Origin of the sequence: Bradyrhizobium sp. BRP19 (assembly GCF_020194195.1) — a bacterium.
Taxonomy (GTDB): domain Bacteria; phylum Pseudomonadota; class Alphaproteobacteria; order Rhizobiales; family Xanthobacteraceae; genus Bradyrhizobium; species Bradyrhizobium yuanmingense.
This window is the reverse complement of the sequence record NZ_JADYVZ010000001.1, coordinates 1,073,373-1,088,824: the sequence shown is the minus strand read 5'-3', so window position 1 is coordinate 1,088,824 and position 15,452 is coordinate 1,073,373. Positions and strand designations below refer to the sequence as shown.

20 protein-coding genes and 1 pseudogene are annotated in these 15,452 nt (G+C 63.1%); 11 read left to right on the top strand and 10 right to left on the bottom strand.

The features are described 5' to 3' along the window. Positions 1–2: 2 nt before the first annotated feature. From I6F36_RS05385 to I6F36_RS05375, 3 genes and pseudogenes are all read right to left on the bottom strand, one after another. Positions 3–1,172: a GNAT family N-acetyltransferase gene (locus tag I6F36_RS05385; RefSeq protein WP_225132753.1), complete on the bottom strand. Its 1,170-nt coding sequence runs from the start codon at positions 1,170–1,172 to the stop codon at positions 3–5. Between the two features lie 155 nt (positions 1,173–1,327). Then, positions 1,328–2,764 carry a cytochrome c oxidase accessory protein CcoG gene (gene ccoG / locus I6F36_RS05380; protein WP_225171066.1) on the bottom strand — a complete coding sequence of 479 codons (1,437 nt, stop codon included), beginning with the start codon at positions 2,762–2,764 and terminating at the stop codon, positions 1,328–1,330. Positions 2,765–2,807: 43 nt separating this feature from the next. After that, positions 2,808–2,948: pseudogene (locus I6F36_RS05375) on the bottom strand (ArsR/SmtB family transcription factor); the annotation flags it as partial. 47 nt (positions 2,949–2,995) lie between these two features. Here I6F36_RS05375 and I6F36_RS05370 point away from each other — a divergent pair. Both I6F36_RS05370 and I6F36_RS05365 read left to right on the top strand, forming a co-directional pair. Beyond that, entirely contained in the window at positions 2,996–3,424 is a 429-nt protein-coding gene (locus I6F36_RS05370; protein WP_225132751.1) for a YeeE/YedE family protein, read from the top strand. 5 nt (positions 3,425–3,429) lie between these two features. After that, on the top strand, positions 3,430–3,897 hold the full coding sequence (locus I6F36_RS05365) for a DUF6691 family protein (RefSeq protein WP_036013015.1): 468 nt from the start codon (positions 3,430–3,432) through the stop codon (positions 3,895–3,897). Positions 3,898–3,954: 57 nt separating this feature from the next. Here I6F36_RS05365 and I6F36_RS05360 read toward each other — a convergent pair whose 3' ends face one another. The 3 genes from I6F36_RS05360 to I6F36_RS05350 form a co-directional block, all read right to left on the bottom strand. Further along, the gene (locus I6F36_RS05360; RefSeq protein WP_036013014.1) at positions 3,955–4,278 is read right to left on the bottom strand and encodes a hypothetical protein; all 324 of its coding nucleotides are present in this window, start codon (positions 4,276–4,278) and stop codon (positions 3,955–3,957) included. A gap of 102 nt (positions 4,279–4,380) precedes the next feature. Next, the gene (locus tag I6F36_RS05355) at positions 4,381–4,782 is read right to left on the bottom strand and encodes a hypothetical protein (protein WP_036027875.1); all 402 of its coding nucleotides are present in this window, start codon (positions 4,780–4,782) and stop codon (positions 4,381–4,383) included. Between the two features lie 348 nt (positions 4,783–5,130). Beyond that, the gene (locus I6F36_RS05350; RefSeq protein ID WP_225114243.1) at positions 5,131–5,373 is read right to left on the bottom strand and encodes a PilZ domain-containing protein; all 243 of its coding nucleotides are present in this window, start codon (positions 5,371–5,373) and stop codon (positions 5,131–5,133) included. A 220-nt stretch (positions 5,374–5,593) separates the two neighbouring features. On the opposite strand from I6F36_RS05350, the gene I6F36_RS05345 reads away from it, so the two are divergent. Next, positions 5,594–5,887, top strand: coding sequence for an HdeA family protein (locus I6F36_RS05345; RefSeq protein WP_036013032.1), 294 nt, complete (start codon positions 5,594–5,596; stop codon positions 5,885–5,887). 114 nt (positions 5,888–6,001) lie between these two features. On the opposite strand, the gene I6F36_RS05340 is transcribed toward I6F36_RS05345, so the two are convergent. Further along, positions 6,002–6,466 (bottom strand): PaaI family thioesterase, encoded by a 465-nt coding sequence (locus I6F36_RS05340; RefSeq protein ID WP_225132750.1) that lies wholly within the window; start codon positions 6,464–6,466, stop codon positions 6,002–6,004. Between the two features lie 362 nt (positions 6,467–6,828). Here I6F36_RS05340 and I6F36_RS05335 point away from each other — a divergent pair, with 362 nt between their 5' ends. Beyond that, complete coding sequence (locus tag I6F36_RS05335) at positions 6,829–7,125, top strand: hypothetical protein (RefSeq protein WP_036013030.1); 297 nt, start codon at positions 6,829–6,831, stop codon at positions 7,123–7,125. Positions 7,126–7,223: 98 nt separating this feature from the next. Continuing rightward, positions 7,224–7,478, top strand: a complete 255-nt coding sequence (locus I6F36_RS05330) for a hypothetical protein (RefSeq protein ID WP_036013009.1) — start codon at positions 7,224–7,226, stop codon at positions 7,476–7,478. 41 nt (positions 7,479–7,519) lie between these two features. Here the strand turns inward: I6F36_RS05330 and I6F36_RS05325 are convergent, their stop codons facing one another. After that, complete coding sequence (locus I6F36_RS05325) at positions 7,520–7,708, bottom strand: hypothetical protein (RefSeq protein ID WP_225132749.1); 189 nt, start codon at positions 7,706–7,708, stop codon at positions 7,520–7,522. A 234-nt stretch (positions 7,709–7,942) separates the two neighbouring features. Here I6F36_RS05325 and I6F36_RS05320 point away from each other — a divergent pair, with 234 nt between their 5' ends. Further along, entirely contained in the window at positions 7,943–8,194 is a 252-nt protein-coding gene (locus tag I6F36_RS05320; protein ID WP_109143204.1) for a DUF2798 domain-containing protein, read from the top strand. A gap of 576 nt (positions 8,195–8,770) precedes the next feature. Here I6F36_RS05320 and I6F36_RS05315 read toward each other — a convergent pair. Continuing rightward, positions 8,771–8,941 (bottom strand): hypothetical protein, encoded by a 171-nt coding sequence (locus I6F36_RS05315; protein ID WP_036012997.1) that lies wholly within the window; start codon positions 8,939–8,941, stop codon positions 8,771–8,773. Between the two features lie 156 nt (positions 8,942–9,097). After that, on the bottom strand, positions 9,098–9,298 hold the full coding sequence (locus I6F36_RS05310; RefSeq protein WP_036013004.1) for a hypothetical protein: 201 nt from the start codon (positions 9,296–9,298) through the stop codon (positions 9,098–9,100). Between the two features lie 753 nt (positions 9,299–10,051). On the opposite strand from I6F36_RS05310, the gene recA reads away from it, so the two are divergent. The 5 genes from recA (at position 10,052) to I6F36_RS05285 (ending at position 15,387) form a co-directional block, all read left to right on the top strand. Then, positions 10,052–11,140, top strand: a complete 1,089-nt coding sequence (gene recA, locus I6F36_RS05305; RefSeq protein ID WP_027577058.1) for a recombinase RecA — start codon at positions 10,052–10,054, stop codon at positions 11,138–11,140. 104 nt (positions 11,141–11,244) lie between these two features. Continuing rightward, positions 11,245–12,228, top strand: a complete 984-nt coding sequence (locus tag I6F36_RS05300) for a hypothetical protein (RefSeq protein ID WP_036027870.1) — start codon at positions 11,245–11,247, stop codon at positions 12,226–12,228. Positions 12,229–12,237: 9 nt separating this feature from the next. Then, positions 12,238–13,236 carry a hypothetical protein gene (locus tag I6F36_RS05295; RefSeq protein ID WP_225171065.1) on the top strand — a complete coding sequence of 333 codons (999 nt, stop codon included), beginning with the start codon at positions 12,238–12,240 and terminating at the stop codon, positions 13,234–13,236. 182 nt (positions 13,237–13,418) lie between these two features. Then, a complete protein-coding gene (locus I6F36_RS05290) occupies positions 13,419–14,264 on the top strand; it encodes a hypothetical protein (RefSeq protein WP_225132747.1) in 846 nt (281 codons plus the stop codon). Between the two features lie 139 nt (positions 14,265–14,403). After that, positions 14,404–15,387 carry a hypothetical protein gene (locus tag I6F36_RS05285; RefSeq protein ID WP_346656646.1) on the top strand — a complete coding sequence of 328 codons (984 nt, stop codon included), beginning with the start codon at positions 14,404–14,406 and terminating at the stop codon, positions 15,385–15,387. Positions 15,388–15,452 lie beyond the last annotated feature (65 nt).

Below are 15,452 nucleotides of genomic sequence, written 5' to 3'. Positions count from 1 at the left end.
TTTTATTTTCGGAGCCGGCGAACCACGCCGCGCGCGGCCTCGTGCGCGGCGTTGAGGCCGACCAGCGCGCCGTGAATGAGCGCCACGACCGGGTCGTGCCGCCGCAGCGGGATCAGCACATCGCCAATCGCGAGGCGTCCGCGCCAGATCGGGTTGATCATGGGGTGATCGGCATTCGCCGTCGAGTCCGCGCTGGCGACGGCGGGGTCGGCGCAGAGATGGCGGGTGAGGTCGAGCGTGAGCTGCACGCCCGGCGAATATTTTGCAAAGCGCTCGTCGATCCCGAGCTTGAAGAAGAAGGCACGATCCTGATGGCGCAACACGATGCCGGCGGCAATCGGCGTCGCGCCGGCGCGAAGGGTGACGATCTCGCACTGCGCGGTCTCTGCCAGCGCCGGCACGGCGCGGCGAATGAAGGTCGCGTCGCCCGGATGCTGGACCAGCGCGGTGCCCCGCTTGCCCTTCCAGCCGCTCGCTTCGAGCTGCAGAAAGGTTTCGAGCGCACGTCCGATCTGGTCGGAGCTGCGCGCGATCTCGAACACGACGGAGCCGTGCTCCTCGAGACGGTGGCGCTGGCGCCGCAGCTCCTTGAGCTTCTTGGCGCCGAGCGCCTCGCGCAACAGTGCGTCTCCATCCTGCGTCGCATCGAGGCTGGCGCGGATGTAGGAGCTGAGGATTCTCGGCTTCAGGCCGTCGCGCTTCAGCGCCTGCTTGAGTGATGCCATGGCTGCGCCGTCGAGCGCGACGTCGGTCAGCACGAGCGCATGCGCGCCGGCCTCGCGCGCCTGCTGCAGCAGACGCGCAGCGGCTTCGAGCGGAGCGTCGCGGTCGAGCAGCGGGCTGCACAGCGTGCCATAGGGATGCGCGCTCACCAGGGCGGGCAGGGGAATCTTCAAAGCGCGCCAGAGTGAGACCACCGGCATCAGGCCGATCAGCCGGGCCGAAGTGCCGTCAAATGCGGCTAGCGCCAAGGCATCCGTGCGACCGCGCGCAGTTGCGCTGACGGCGAGCTCCCAGGCAGGCAGGTAATATCCGTTCGGCTCGATCGCCCGCTGCGCCAGCGCGCGCCATTGGCCGGTGTCGACGGCCGCAAGCGGGACAGGCGCGCGCGCCGTCACGGCATCCCTTGCCGATGCCGGATTGATCGCAGCCTGATGCGCGATGTCGACCACGTCCCGTCGTCCCCGTTCACGCGAGCTGAGCCCGTGCCACCGGCCATGCTTAGCGCAAAGATTGGAAAATACCGTTGGCACGCCGCCGCAATTCGAGCGGTGGTGTTAACATTCCATTCAGCATCCGGCCGCGGCTTGACCCTGAGGAATCGTGGCTAGTCTCCCGGCACGAAATGATCGCGGGTGCTCGCGCGGCCGCCGCTGGCGGTATCGGTGATGGTGATCTCGATGTCGCGGGAGGTCTTCGGCAGGTCGCTGGGCCCAACCTGTACCGAGAGCCTGACCTCGCGGGTCTGATCCTGCCCGACCTCGATGATGGGCTTGCCGCCAGGTTCCGCCTCGATGCCGGCGACGCGAATGGTCGCGCCCGGCAGACCGGAGACTTCGAGCGCAAACGATCGCTGTGCACTCTTGTTGAGGATACGCACGGTGTAGTCGTTGCGCACGCCGCCGTCCGAAAGCTGGACGAAGAGGGGATTGCGCTCGTGCAGTACGTTGACGTCCATCGTCGCGCGAGTGGCGAGAGTGTACAGCATGATGCTGCCCACAATGGCGATGGCCGCGGCATAGATCAGCGTGCGCGGACGGATGATGCGGTAGATCGGCGGCTTGCCCTCGCGTCGGCGCTGCATGTTGATGTCGGTGTCGTAGCCGATCAGGCCCTGGGGCCGGCCGATGTCGCGCATGACGTTGTCGCAGGCGTCGATGCACAGGCCGCACTGGATGCAGCCGAGCTGGATGCCGTGGCGGATGTCAATGCCGGTGGGGCAGACATTGATGCACTGATGGCAGTCGACGCAATCGCCGGCGGGATCGCCATGGGCGCGCGCGGCATCCGCCTTCTTCACCGACATGCGCGGCTCGCCGCGGTCACGCCGATAGGTGACGTTGAGCGCCCATTCGTCGGTCAGCGCTGCCTGGATCCGCGGCCACGGGCACATGTAGATGCACATCTGCTCGCGGGCGTGACCGGCAAAGACATAGGTCGTAGCGGTGAGGATGCCGATCCAGAGATAGGCGATGAACGGGGCCTGGAAGGTCGCGAGCTCCTTCACCAGCGTCGGCGCGTCGGAAAAGTAGAGCACCCAGGCGCCGCCGGTCCACCAGGCGATCATGATCCAGAGGAAGTGCTTGAGCGCGACCTTGCGAAGATGGTCGAACGTCCAGTAGCGCTTGTCGCCCTGCATGCGCTCGCGCCGGTCGCCCTCGACCCAACGCTCGACCGCGTAGAACAGGTCGGTCCACACCGTCTGCGGGCACATGTAGCCGCACCACAGCCGTCCCGCGACCGCGTTCATCAGGAACAGAATCATCGCCGCGATGATGAGGAGACCGGTGAAATAATAGACCTCCTGCGGCCACAGCTCGATGAAGAAGAAATAGAAGCGCCGATGCGGGAAGTCGATCAGCACGGCCTGGTCGGGCAGGCCGGGTCCGCGATTCCAACGCACGAACGGCAGCAGGTAATAGGTTCCGAGCGTGACGCACAGGATCGCCCATTTGATGCGGCGGAAAGGGCCATTGACCGACTGCGGGTAGACCTTCTTCCGCTTCTCGTAGAGAGGCCCCTCGATGAAGGTGTCGTCGGTCATCCCATGCTCCCCGCGTTTTGCGAAGGCGAGAGTCCGACTTGCCGGCGCAGAAGAGCCGGCAAAGAATCTCCAGCACTGCGCGGACTTTCGGGCTCGCGATGTTGTAGTATATCGTTTGGCCGTCCCGCTTTGGTTTGACCAAGCTCAATGCGCGCATCTTTCCGAGATGCTGGGATAGCGCGGCCATGGTATTTGCGCCCTACGCAAGGGCGCTCTCGCTCAGGAGAGGTCATGGTCACGACGTCTTTTACGCCGATCGCGTCGCTCGTTGGCGGTGCGATGATTGGCCTCGCGGCCGTTCTGCTGATGTGGGCAACGGGTCGGATCGCCGGCGTCAGCGGCATCGCGGCGCGGCTGTTTCCGCCCTATGAGGACAGCGAACTCGCTGGGCGCCTTGCCTTCGTCGCCGGTCTTGCTGCTGCGCCCGTGCTGGTCCGGCTCGTCACCGGAGCTCTGCCGGAGCAGACGATCGCGGCGGGGCCGGCCCTCCTGATCATCGGCGGATTGCTCACGGGTTTCGGTTCGGTGTGGGGCAGCGGCTGCACCTCGGGCCACGGCGTTTGCGGCCTGTCGCGGCTGTCGGTGCGCTCGCTGGTTGCGACCATCACCTTCATGGCCGCCGGCATGGCGACCGTGTTCTTGATGCGGCACTGGAACTGACGGCGATGGCAATCCTGGTTCAATTCGCGATTGGGCTGATCTTCGGCCTCGGCCTCATCGTCTCCGGCATGTCGAACCCCGCAAAGGTGCTGAACTTCCTGGACGTCGCCGGCATTCAGGCAGGGACATGGGATGCAAGCCTCGCCTTCGTGATGGCGGGCGCGGTGGCCGTGACCTTCGTCGGCTTCAGCCGCGTTCTCAAGCTTCCGCGTCCATTCTTCGCTGATCGATTCTATTTGCCGACGCGGCGAGACATCGATCCCAGGATCGTCGCAGGTCCGGCGATCTTCGGCATCGGCTGGGGGCTGGTAGGCTTTTGCCCGGGGCCGGCGCTGACCGCGCTCGGATTTGGCTCGCTCTCCGCCGTCATCTTTGTCGTGGCGATGTGCGCCGGCATGGTGCTCGCCCGCTTCATCGCTCAGCTGCCGTCATCGACGCGCTACATCACGCCGGCCGATCCACTCGAAACCTGAGGTCACGGGACCGGGCGAATAGTCTCGCCCGGTCTCCGACCATCAAGCCTTCATCGCTCACCAGCTACCGACGCCGACGCTGACGCCGGGCGCGCGAATGCCGACGCCGGCGCGCGGGCCGTCATCGTAGTGGCGATGATAGCTCCGGCGCTCATAGTAGCGGTCGCGCGGCATGTAATTGTAGGAATCGCGCACGATCACGCGCGACCCGCCGCGCGTGCGATAGCAGCGACCATCCTCGTCGCAGACGAGTCGCACCTGCTGCACGAGATCCGGATTGGTGTATTCGCTGGTCGTATAGATGTCGGAAGCCTTGGCCCCCGAGGCGGCGGCCAAGGCCCCCACGCCTGCCAGCAGCGCAATAGTCAACGTCCTCATCATGTCCTCCTCGAAACTGCCCTCGGCGGTAACAAGAAGGGGAGGCGGTGATCGTTCCGGGTCATCTACAGGTTTTTCCCGGAACCTGTCGTCAGGGGCGGGTTCCTAGATCGGCTCGTAAGTCTCCGTGCCGCAGATGTCGTCGGCGTCGGCGCGCCGGCGGTCCACGACCCTGCCGTCGTTGATCGTCACGATGTAGGTCTGGGCGCCGAGCGACGTACCGGTCGCCGAGGTGAGCTGCGCGCGGACGCACGCGGTCCAGCCCGGTCCTCGCAGCTCACGATGCGGCGGGGCGACGTGAACCTCGCGCGGATAGGACGTTGCGAGAAAGACGACGTCGATCTGCTCGCGCACCACGCGCTTGACGTCGGGCGGCGCTTCCGGCGGCTGCTCGGGCTCCTTCATGCGCATGAATTCCGGCACCGGTGCGCGGCTGTCGGCAAAGCCGCAGGCACCGAGCGCAAGCGCGCCAATGAGCAGCGCCGCATGAGCAATGATCCGCAACATCCGTGAAAGGTCCCCTGCGGGCCGACAGATAGGCACGAATGCGATCGGACGAAGTCCAGGCCGATCAAGATTTGCTGAGGTTCCGGAACCCGGACATCGCTATTCCGCGATTGGGGGCTGGCTTGTACCCCAGAGGTGGGGGATTGCGGTAATGCGGATTCTGGTCATCACGCCGCCGTGCTGGCGCTGAGGGCCGCCTCAGCGCAGGCGCAGTGCCCGCCCAATGACCGCGTCGAGTCGATCGACGTTGCGGGGCTCATCATCGCTCGCGGGTGTTACGCGCGTGATTGCGAGCCAGTCATGATGGTGGTGTGCACGCGATGCGAACCTTCGTTCACATCGCGCCCGCTATTGCACGAAAGCGAGGCCGACGCGCTTGTCGCTGCGCCAAACTGTGCGACAATGCCGTACGAAATCGTCACACGCGATCGAGAGCGTGACCGATTGCGGCAACATGACGGGAGTATCGAGGTCGATCGCCGCGCCGCCCGCCGACATGTTTCGCACTGTGCAAGGAATGCCGCTGTTTTCAAAGGTGATCTTTCCGCCCTTGAAAACACGGTGACGTTGCGATGTGCGCTTCTCAATCATCCGCGTTAGTCCTGCCGATGAGTAGGAAGTAGTGCAGAGAAATTACGTTGAACTAAACTCAATACTGGCGCTACTTGCACGGCGTTTCAGACTTTGTTTACGACGTTGGAGCGGCGAGCCGCTCCCACGAACCTACCCAAAGAGCCTACCCAAAGAGCCTACCCAAAGAGCCTACACAAGTGCCTTTCCTTTATGGCGCGACGCGCCGATGGAGATATTGATGAAGACTTCGCTTTCGATTTTGTTCGCCGCAGCGCTCTCGCTGGCCTCGATGCCCGCCCACGCCGTCAAGTGGGACCTCTCGACCATGACCTGCAAGCAGTTCCTCGAGAGCGGCGAGGACAACATCGGCGTCGTGCTGACCTGGATGGACGGCTGGTACAAGGGCGACGAGGACAACGCGATCATCGACACCGACATCTTCATCGAGAATGCCAAGAAGTTCGGCGCCTATTGCGGAAAGAATCCGACCGTCAGCGTCGTCACCGCGGCCGACGAGATCCTCGGCAAGTGACATTGCCGGCGCAATGACGGCAAGCGCGATCGCGCTTGCTGTCCCGACACGATTTCCATCGAGAGCCGCCTCGAGCCTTGCGCTTCGCGCGGCTCTCTTGTTTTCAGGGCGCGTTCACCCCGGCAGCATCGCGAACGCGCTCGACACCATCGCGGCCGGCTTGCCGTCGGCGGCCGAGAGCAGCGTGACGCGGCCAAAGCTCATGGTGCGCCCGAGCCGCACCACGCGCGCATCCGCCAGCACGTCGGACGCGGCGATCGCGCGCATGAAATGCGTGGTCTGATCGACCGTGGTCATGGGACGGTAGCCGCGATTGGCCGCGAGGATCGCGATCACCATTGCGGTATCGGCGAGCGCCATCAGGGCCTGGCCGCAGACCACGCCGCCATTGCGGCACAGCCGCTCCGAAAACGGCATGCGCAGCAGCGCGCCGGGCTGCCAATCCGGGACGTCCGCGCGCGGCACATGCTCGATACGCTCGACCGCGAGGTTGAGGTCCTGGACCCAGGGCGCAAAGACCTCGCCGAGGATGCGTCTGGCGTCGGCGGGGCCGAACTCGGCTTCTGGCTGCGTTTGCATTGCTGTCGCGCTCTCCTGTGTTGCCGGATGTTTCGCCGCATTGTGCGCGCATCGGCGAGGCAAAGTCACCCGGTCTGGCGCCGGCCGCCCCGGCTTGAAAATGCCTGACTTGGCCCGATATGATGCCTGGCTTGGGTAGGGGTGGATGATGTTGCGTCGCTGTATCCTCGTCTTTTGCATGGGCCTGCTCGGTCTCGCGCTGAGCGGGTGCACCAAATGCGGTCCGATCTGGGACGATTGGCTGCAGTCGCCCAAATCATGCCGATCGGATCGGCACTAGCGGTAACGGGTCGTGACCGGGCTGACGAGGATGACAGGGCACGGGGCGATCCGCGCCTCATGGAAGACTTAAGGAGTGAATGATGAAGCTTTTCCGTTTGGCCGCGGTGCTGGCCGTGCTGGCGGGACCTGCCTACGCGCAAATGCCCAACATCAATTTGATGCAGGATGCCCCGAGCAAGTCGCCGGAGGAGAAGGCCATCGAGGCCGAACGTGAGAAGGCCTACAAGGAAACACTGAAGAAGATTCCGGATACCAAGGCGTCCAGCGATCCCTGGGGCGGCATGCGCGCCGAACAGCCGAAGCAGCCGGCGGCGCCGAAGGCGTCGGCCGCGACCAGTGCGCCGAAGAAGGCCAAGAGCGGGACGGCCGCCAACTGACCCGTTCCGGGGAGGCACAATGCTCCTCGGAAGGACTCCTCTTGATCCGGCCCGCGCCCTACATTGTCGGTAGCGTAGTGCGCAGAGGAAGGCAGGACATGGCCGATCGTCCGCGGGATCTCGCCGAGCGGATGGCGCGCCGGCGCAAGGCGGCCGGCAAGCCCGGCCAGTCCGCCGGCGACGGCTATCTGCGCGAGACCTTCACGCTGCCGCGGGCGGCGGCGCGGGAGCGGGCGCAGGCCTTCTTTGCCCGCTATCCCAAGGCCGGCTATATGAGCGAGGTCGAGACTTGGCGCGAATTGCCCGGCGGCGATATCGAGTTCACCATGCGTCGGCTGCCCAGCGCGGACTGACGCTGGCTATGGCGCGCTTTGGCGCATGAGGTCGAAACGGTTCAGGCCGTCTTTCGCCCGATCGCCTTCAGCTCCCGGTCGATGCGCAGCTGCACGCGCCGGATCGCCAGCAGGTCGATCCGGGTCTCGGTCTTGCCGGTCTTGATCCGGTCGCCGATGCGAAACTGCCACTGCCAGACTGCGGGAATCGCCGTCTTGGCGATGGTGAACTCGACGCCCCTGTGATTCATGGTCACCTCCCACGATTCACCCTCATGCCTGCAAACATGTTGGTCGTCGCAATATTCCGCAGAAAGCAAAATGTCGCCCACGGCCTCCGTGGTTCTCCGACCATGAACAAAGTTCCTGGAGCCCGGCCGGGGTGCATCCGGCGGTCCCGCATCGCGGTTCCAATCGAAGCGCCGGATCCGCTCGACGGCATGTGCCTTGCTTGCCGATCACGGGCAAGCAACCATGGGCGCCTCATGCTCGGCATTCCCCGCCGCTACTCGCATTTCGTCTTCGGCATCATCCAGTCCGGGCTGACCTCGCTGATCGCGGCGGGGATCGCCAGCTTTCCCGCCGGCAGCCCGATGCTCTTCGTGCGGCACTGGATGGTGTCCTGGCTGATCGCATGGGCCGCGATGCTGCCGGTCGTGCTGCTGGCGGCGCCCGCGATCCGCGCCTTCTCGCTGCGCCTGACGCAGGAGGAGCAGGAGCCCCGCGCCGGCCGGTAGCCGGGCGACCCTAGCCGGCTGGCTGACGACAGCCTGATAGGCGGACCGCCGGCAGGTGCGCGATCGAAAGGCCGCACACTGGCCCCGTACCGGTCCCAATTTCGACATCCGTCCGCACCACTGCGGACACACCCGTCGGCAAGATTTTATCCGTTCGGCGCAGCCATGGGGGAAACGTGGCGCGCCGGAAACGGGGTGGCATCATATGGATAACGTAGAGCGGTCATTCGCCGCCGCGACGGCGGCTGGCTTCGTCGTGCTGGTGATAGGCCTGGTTCTGCTGGCGGTGCTCTAGCAGGCGCTGCTGCAGACGGAACCGACGTGCCGGGCCGTCCGATCGACGGCGCTGGCGTGCCTTGCCTCTCAAAAGTGGCAAAACAACCCCATGCACACAGTAGGGGTCCTGCCGATTTCATCGCGTCGCCAATGGGTTGCTGGTAGTATTCAGCTACCTTCTGCATCGGCGAGCGCGACGCCCCGACCGGCGATGCCGGATCGAGGTTCCGGCCAAGGACCGGAGCGGAGTGCCGCATCGCGGGCGGGCCTGGCCGCTCCGGACGGCGGTCCTAGCAGTGCCTAATGAACCTTGATCTCGTTCAGCGGCAGATGGAGCTCGGCGGCGCGCTCTTCACGGTCCCTCTTGCGGAACTCGTTTTCCTTGCGCTCGAACTTCACCATCTCCTCCTGCGCCGCCTCCAGCATCGGCTTTCGCCTCGGCGTATCGTGCAGCGTGTCGTTGTTTGTCATGACTAGAGATCCCCAAAAGTTGCGGTCCCATCCCCACAGAAAACCGGAGACCGCGAAAAGGTTCGGTGCCGCAGGATTACGGAAACATGACGGCGCCCCAGTCGCGCGTCGTTGATCCCGGTCATGGTCGCTTCCAGGAACCCACGGAGGCCCGGTTTATTTCGGCGGCTGCAGCCCCGGCGATTTGACCCAATCGTTGAGATGATTGGCAACGTCGGCCTGGCGGGCCTTCTTGAGCAGCGCGTCTCGCTCCGGCCCGGGAGGTAGCTTGGAGGCCTGTTCGCGGATCTGCTTCACCCATGCGGACAGCCGGTCCTGAAGGGTCAGTTGCTGCTTGAAACGTCGTCGCTTGAACATGGCGCGCTCTTTCCGTGCGATGAGGCGGGAGCGCGAGGTGAGCGTTCTCATCACCGATAGTGGCCGGGGTCCGCGCGGTGATGATGCATTAGGATCCGGAAATGGATCCGCGTCTGTTCAGTTGTGCACGCAGAGCAAAGCGGGGAGCGTGACGATCCAGCATGGCTGGTTTGTCAGAGGTTGATTTATCAACCGAAAGAGGCCGCCAGACGAGGCGGCCTCCGGTCATCCCAGGAACTTGCCACCAGGGCACCGAATGAGGTTGCGGTGACGGCGAGGAAGGCCACGAAATACCATAGGCGATGCATGCCGCGGCAACGCGGACGCGCAGCCATGGTTCATGAAGCTGTTTCGAACAGCTCTGTGGTCTTCTGGTCCAGTCGGCAAGACAAAAACCCTTGGGGCTGTCCTAATTAGGACACCCGCAGAGACAGATTAGAACAGTTAGAGAATTCTCCCCTTGAAGCGGATTGGCTGGGCCATTTTGATTTCCATCGCATCGGGTTTGGCTTTCGTCTTGTTGACGAAGCCGAATTGTTTCCGCGGTACCGAGCGCCTGACGCTAACCGGCTGGGAATGTGTTCAGGACAGGCCGCCGCTTTGACACTGCTGAGGGAAATTAGGGCAAAGGGGAAAACCCGCAAAAGAACATATTGCGAACTGAGAACAAATGGGGTACATTGCTTTTATCGCCGAGCTGCCTCGCAACCGTTTGTCCCTCACGCGAATCCTCGCCATAAGGAGCACGACCCAATGTCCGCAACTGCCCTGCGTATCGTCGAAGGATCTTCCATGGACAAGAGTAAAGCTCTGGCCGCCGCGCTCTCCCAGATCGAGCGGCAGTTCGGCAAGGGCTCGGTGATGAAGCTCGGCAAGAACGACCGCTCCATGGACATCGAGGCGGTGTCCTCCGGGTCGCTCGGGCTCGATATCGCGCTCGGCATCGGCGGCCTGCCCAAGGGACGCATCGTCGAGATCTACGGGCCGGAATCCTCGGGCAAGACCACGCTGGCGCTGCATACGGTGGCGGAAGCGCAGAAGAAGGGCGGCATCTGCGCCTTCATCGACGCCGAGCACGCGCTCGATCCGGTCTATGCCCGCAAGCTCGGCGTCAACATCGACGAGCTCCTGATCTCGCAGCCCGACACCGGCGAGCAGGCGCTGGAGATTTGCGACACCCTGGTGCGCTCGGGCGCCGTCGACGTTCTCGTGGTCGATTCGGTGGCGGCGCTGGTGCCGAAGGCCGAGCTCGAAGGCGAGATGGGCGATGCGCTGCCGGGACTTCAAGCGCGGTTGATGAGCCAGGCGCTGCGCAAGCTGACGGCCTCCATCAACAAGTCCAACACCATGGTGATCTTCATCAACCAGATCCGCATGAAGATCGGTGTGATGTACGGCTCGCCGGAAACCACCACCGGCGGCAATGCGCTGAAATTCTACGCCTCCGTCCGCCTCGACATCCGCCGCATCGGCGCGATCAAGGAGCGCGACGAGGTGGTCGGCAACACCACGCGCGTCAAGGTGGTCAAGAACAAGCTGGCCCCGCCCTTCAAGCAGGTCGAGTTCGACATCATGTACGGCGAGGGCGTCTCCAAGATGGGCGAGATCCTCGATCTCGGCGTCAAGGCCGGTATCGTCGAGAAGTCCGGCGCCTGGTTCTCCTATGACAGCCAGCGCCTCGGCCAGGGCCGCGAGAACGCCAAAGCGTTCCTCAAGGGCAACCCCGACATCACCGCCAAGATCGAGACCGCGATCCGCCAGAATTCCGGTTTGATCGCCGAGCAGATTCTGGCCGGCACGCCGGAGCGCGACGCCGACGGCGAGGAGCCGGCGGACGAGTAAGACCTAACGCGAAAATTTTTCGCGAGGAGCGGGCACTGAGGACGTTGAGTTGCCGACGTCTTCGGTGCCCGTTTCGTTTTGCGTCGCGTTGATCAGGTGGTGCGATGAAGCGGCTGATCTTGACTGGCTGGGGCGGCGGGAGTGATCTCGGTCGATCGGGGTTGGCCGAGATCGTCATACCTTTCCATTTTCAATTTGAGTGGGGGCCGCTCCCGCCGGCGGAAAAGCTCTCAGCTTATTTGGCTGCCCAAACCGCAGAGCTAGGCCATGCCGAACATTGGTCGGATTGGGTCCGCTGGTCCCGCGGCGCCAAGGGCCGCAAATTGTCGCTGGCCGAATTTTGCGAGCCGTATGACGAGATCGAACTCTGGTTCGGAGCGACTCCGCGCGACCAATTGCAACTGGTCTGGTTGCTCGATCACCTCAGCAGCTATCCTGCGCTAGCGCAGAAGCTCGGGCTGCGATTGCTGGACTCCGATCTGTTTTTCAGTCCCGATTATGATTTCGCCAAGGGCGAGCCCCATATTCCTGTTATGGACGTTGCTGCGGAGGAGTTCGAGACTGCCAAGTTGGCGTGGTCGGCCTATCGCGCGCGGACGCCTGAGGCTTGCATGGATTTGCTTCACCGCGATCTGAGTGCCTTGCTGATGCTGCGGCCGGTTTTGCTCGATCTGCTGGCGGAACTGCCGTCACCCAGGACCGGGCTTGGTGCGACCGAGACGCGATTGCTTGAGATGCTTGCCAGAGGGTTTGCCAACACGAACGGGTTGTTTCACCTGCGCTCGCAGCGGCGTACCTATGTGTTCGGAGAATTTGAGTTGGGCTCGTTGCTTGAGGGGCTAGCGCTCGGCCCGAGGCCGGCCGTGGCCGGCTTGGGCGACGAACTGCGCACGATCGACCCTAAGAATTTGAGGGCTCGGCATGAAGTCTATCTGCGCAGCCGCCTTTCGCTGACCGAGTTCGGGAAGGCTGTCCTGGCGGGCCATGACGACTTCAGCCGTTACAATCCGATCGATCGTTGGTGGGGTGGCACGCATCTGACCAACGATCGGCTGTGGCGCTCCGGCCCTGTCCTGACGATGCCCTGAGAGGCTGACGTGACGCGGCTCATTGTGACAACAGATTCGTCCGCCGCCGGCGCGATACAGCGGGCCGGCCTTGCCGACCTCGTCCTTGCGATCGAGCGTCGCTTGGTCTGGGGACCGCCGCCCACGCAAACGGAATGCCAGGCATTCTTCTCCCCGCGCGTGGCTCAGCCGAACGGCCTGCACTGGCTCGACGACACGCCGGTTTGGCGCCTGGAAAGGTCTGGGGTGAAGGGGCGCGGACTGATTGATCTGTTGTCCGAATGTGGCTCGGCCGAACTATGGATGGGGCCAGAGCCGAACGCACAATTACTTCTGCTCTGGCTACTCGACCATTGCGGCATCGAGGAAGCGGCATTGTCCAAGCTCGCGATACGTCACCTGGACCTTGCCGTAGGCGATGTCGCGCCAACGCAACTGGCGAAGCTGAACCCACCGATTGTCAAGCTCACGAAAGATCACCTTGAACTGGCTGGTCGCGCCTGGCGAGCTTACCGTGCGCCTACGCCGCAGGCCTGGTTCGATTTCCTCGAAACGGATTTGCGCCTGCTTCCGCAGCTCGAGCGTTGCGTCGTTGATCTGCTCGAAGAGCTTCCCAACGTGACCAGCGGCCTTGGGACCACGGAAACGCGGATTCTGGAATTGATCGCGCCGGGCGAGGTGCAGCCCTTTGATGTGTTCCCGGGATATCAGAAGCCCAACGAGCGTCGCGTCTTCGATTACTGGGAAGTTGGCGCCCTGCTTGATGGACTAGCACGATGCGAGAGGGCAGCGGTCGCTGGACTGGACGAAGGCCCGTTTTCCCTGGAGATGCACGACGATTCGAGCCGCCTCCAGCGGTACAAGCAATCCCGCTTGTCGCTCACCGCGTTCGGCAAAGCGGTGCTTGGCGGCGATGAAAACTTTTGCCGCCATAACCGAATCGATCGCTGGTGGGGCGGCATCCATCTGACCAACGACCGGCTGTGGCAGTGGGACCCCGAGGCCCTCTCACTCATCGCGCCTGATTAGTGCGTAACTCTTCGCTCAGAGTGTTCTTGTATTGTATCATTTCGAGAGGCAATCGTGTCACATTTGATCCTGGCAACGAACGATCGTGCGGAGGACACACTTCGCCAGTCCGGCGTTGCGAACGTCGCGCTCGGGTTCTATCCCGGTTCGTCTTGGGGGAACTGCCTTCCGACGAGCAACTCTTGAGGGGGCTGGAGCGCCGATCGGAAAAGCACCGCAATCCCGGCGATCATTGGCTCGATGACGTTTGTCGCGGTGCACTCGACGGCTTCGGCACGCGCGATATTGGTTTGTTCGAGCTGTGCGAGAAGTTCGACTCAATTGAAATATGGGTGGATGCTCGGCCCAATGATCAACTTGTGCTCGTCTGGCTGCTGGACCTGATTCGTCCTCACAGGGAGATCACGAGCAAGCTGAGCCTGGTGCATGCGGACGATACTATTGCCAACAATACCCCGGAGTCTGTCGCAAAATGGAAGCTGCCGGCCTTCAAGGTGACCGAGAACCATTTGGTGACGGCAAGCCGCGCCTGGCGGGCCTATCGGGCTGAAACGCCAGAATCCTGTTTCGATCTGCTCATGACGGATCTGATGCTCCTGCCGAGACTTCGATCGGCGCTAATCGCGGTGCTCGAAGAGCTTCCGGACAGCGTGACGGGACTCGGTGCAACTGAAATGGATCTGCTGGATTCTGTGAACGACGGGCAAACCGACCCAAGGCTCGTCCAACACGCGAGATGGCTTCGCGATGTATTCGGCGAAAACGACGCGCGTGACGCTTTGCTCGAGCTGGGGGCGTATTCGGCGCCGTCGCTCTTATTGGGCGATCCGGCGTTCGACAATGAGGATCGTTACTTCGGCAGGAGTGAGTGGAGGCTCACGCTGACTGAACTCGGGCGTTCACTTCTCGCCCGCGAAGACGATATGTGGCGGCACAATGCCATTAAACGATGGTGGGGTGGGACCGAGTTGACCAACGAACGGCTGTGGCGGTGGGATCGCGAAAGCCGATTGCTGGTTGCGCCCTAGGTCAGCTTCGTAGGATGGACTAGTCTTACTGAGTCACTCGGCCGCGCCGCGAGAAGTGTTATCGGTCCGGCAGCGCGGATGAGGCCACTGCTTGACTATTGTACCGGCCTGATGCTGCCGGTGAACAAGGGCGCGTCGAATGAAGCGTGTGATTCTGACTAGTTCGTCCGGCGTTGGTCTCACCTATGCTGGTCGTGCTGACATGGTCGTCCCGTTGATCTTTCGGTTCGTTTGGGGGCCGTTGCCTACGTCGCACCACCTCGAGGACTATCTTACGGGAGGCTATTACAGGGGCGATCCGGAGGTGCGGTGGTCCGATCTTGTTGGCCGGTTGCCTCAGACCGGTCTCGCGCACAAGGAGACTGGCCTGGTTTGGTTTTGCGAGACCTATGGCGTCGAGTTCATCGAGCTGTGGTTCGACCCTGAGCCTAACAGTCAATTGCAACTCATCTGGATCCTGGACTATTTGCGGTCCCATCCATCGATCACCCATTGTCTTAGACTGCGACGGGTCAATTTCGATCTGCGCGAAGCGGACGGCCCGCAACTTCGCGATCGTACGGTGCGGGAATCGGAGATCGCAGAGTGCGACTTCGAGATAGCCAACATGGCCTGGGAGGCGTATCGGGCGCCGACGCCTGAACTCTGCTTCGGGTTGCTGACAAGGGATTTACCAAGGCTACCTTTCCTGAAGCCGGCTCTGGAAGCGTTGCTAGCTGAACTGCCGTCACCAATCACCGGATTGGGCGCGACGGAGGCGCGGCTTATCGAGCTGATTGCAAGGGGGCACAATCGTACAAAAGAACTGTTTCAGCCGGGCGGGCTGCTCGAAACGCGCGTGTTCGACCAGTGGGAGCTGGGTCCGTTGCTCGAAGGGCTTGCGTCGGGCCCGATGCCGGCGGTCGCAGGTCTCGATCCGAAACTCGCGACGCTCGCCCCGCACGATGCGCGAGGTCGCAACGCCGCCTATCGTCGGAGCCGGTTGTCGCTGACCGAATTGGCAAAGCGGTTCTGGAAGGCCGCGAAGATTTCCGTCGCCACAATCCGATTCGACGTTGGTGGGGCGGCACGCTGCTCACCAATGAACGGCTGTGGCGGTGGGATCGCGAAAGCCGGTTGCTGATTGCGCCTTAGCGGCGCGTTCGGCGCCGTAGGGTGGATTAGCCGAAGGCGCAATCCACCACTGTT

Bases quoted from the DNA above. Each gene is read 5' to 3' on its own strand.
- ccoG (WP_225171066.1), bottom strand. From the start codon at position 2,764: ATGACCGACGACACCTTCATCGAGGGGCCTCTCTACGAGAAGCGGAAG.
- I6F36_RS05370 (WP_225132751.1), top strand. From the start codon at position 2,996: ATGGTCACGACGTCTTTTACGCCGATCGCGTCGCTCGTTGGCGGTGCG.
- I6F36_RS05365 (WP_036013015.1), top strand. From the start codon at position 3,430: ATGGCAATCCTGGTTCAATTCGCGATTGGGCTGATCTTCGGCCTCGGC.
- I6F36_RS05360 (WP_036013014.1), bottom strand. From the start codon at position 4,278: ATGATGAGGACGTTGACTATTGCGCTGCTGGCAGGCGTGGGGGCCTTG.
- I6F36_RS05355 (WP_036027875.1), bottom strand. From the start codon at position 4,782: ATGTTGCGGATCATTGCTCATGCGGCGCTGCTCATTGGCGCGCTTGCG.
- I6F36_RS05350 (WP_225114243.1), bottom strand. From the start codon at position 5,373: ATGATTGAGAAGCGCACATCGCAACGTCACCGTGTTTTCAAGGGCGGA.
- I6F36_RS05345 (WP_036013032.1), top strand. From the start codon at position 5,594: ATGAAGACTTCGCTTTCGATTTTGTTCGCCGCAGCGCTCTCGCTGGCC.
- I6F36_RS05340 (WP_225132750.1), bottom strand. From the start codon at position 6,466: ATGCAAACGCAGCCAGAAGCCGAGTTCGGCCCCGCCGACGCCAGACGC.
- I6F36_RS05335 (WP_036013030.1), top strand. From the start codon at position 6,829: ATGAAGCTTTTCCGTTTGGCCGCGGTGCTGGCCGTGCTGGCGGGACCT.
- I6F36_RS05330 (WP_036013009.1), top strand. From the start codon at position 7,224: ATGGCCGATCGTCCGCGGGATCTCGCCGAGCGGATGGCGCGCCGGCGC.
- I6F36_RS05325 (WP_225132749.1), bottom strand. From the start codon at position 7,708: ATGAATCACAGGGGCGTCGAGTTCACCATCGCCAAGACGGCGATTCCC.
- I6F36_RS05320 (WP_109143204.1), top strand. From the start codon at position 7,943: ATGCTCGGCATTCCCCGCCGCTACTCGCATTTCGTCTTCGGCATCATC.
- I6F36_RS05315 (WP_036012997.1), bottom strand. From the start codon at position 8,941: ATGACAAACAACGACACGCTGCACGATACGCCGAGGCGAAAGCCGATG.
- I6F36_RS05310 (WP_036013004.1), bottom strand. From the start codon at position 9,298: ATGTTCAAGCGACGACGTTTCAAGCAGCAACTGACCCTTCAGGACCGG.
- recA (WP_027577058.1), top strand. From the start codon at position 10,052: ATGTCCGCAACTGCCCTGCGTATCGTCGAAGGATCTTCCATGGACAAG.
- I6F36_RS05300 (WP_036027870.1), top strand. From the start codon at position 11,245: ATGAAGCGGCTGATCTTGACTGGCTGGGGCGGCGGGAGTGATCTCGGT.
- I6F36_RS05285 (WP_346656646.1), top strand. From the start codon at position 14,404: ATGAAGCGTGTGATTCTGACTAGTTCGTCCGGCGTTGGTCTCACCTAT.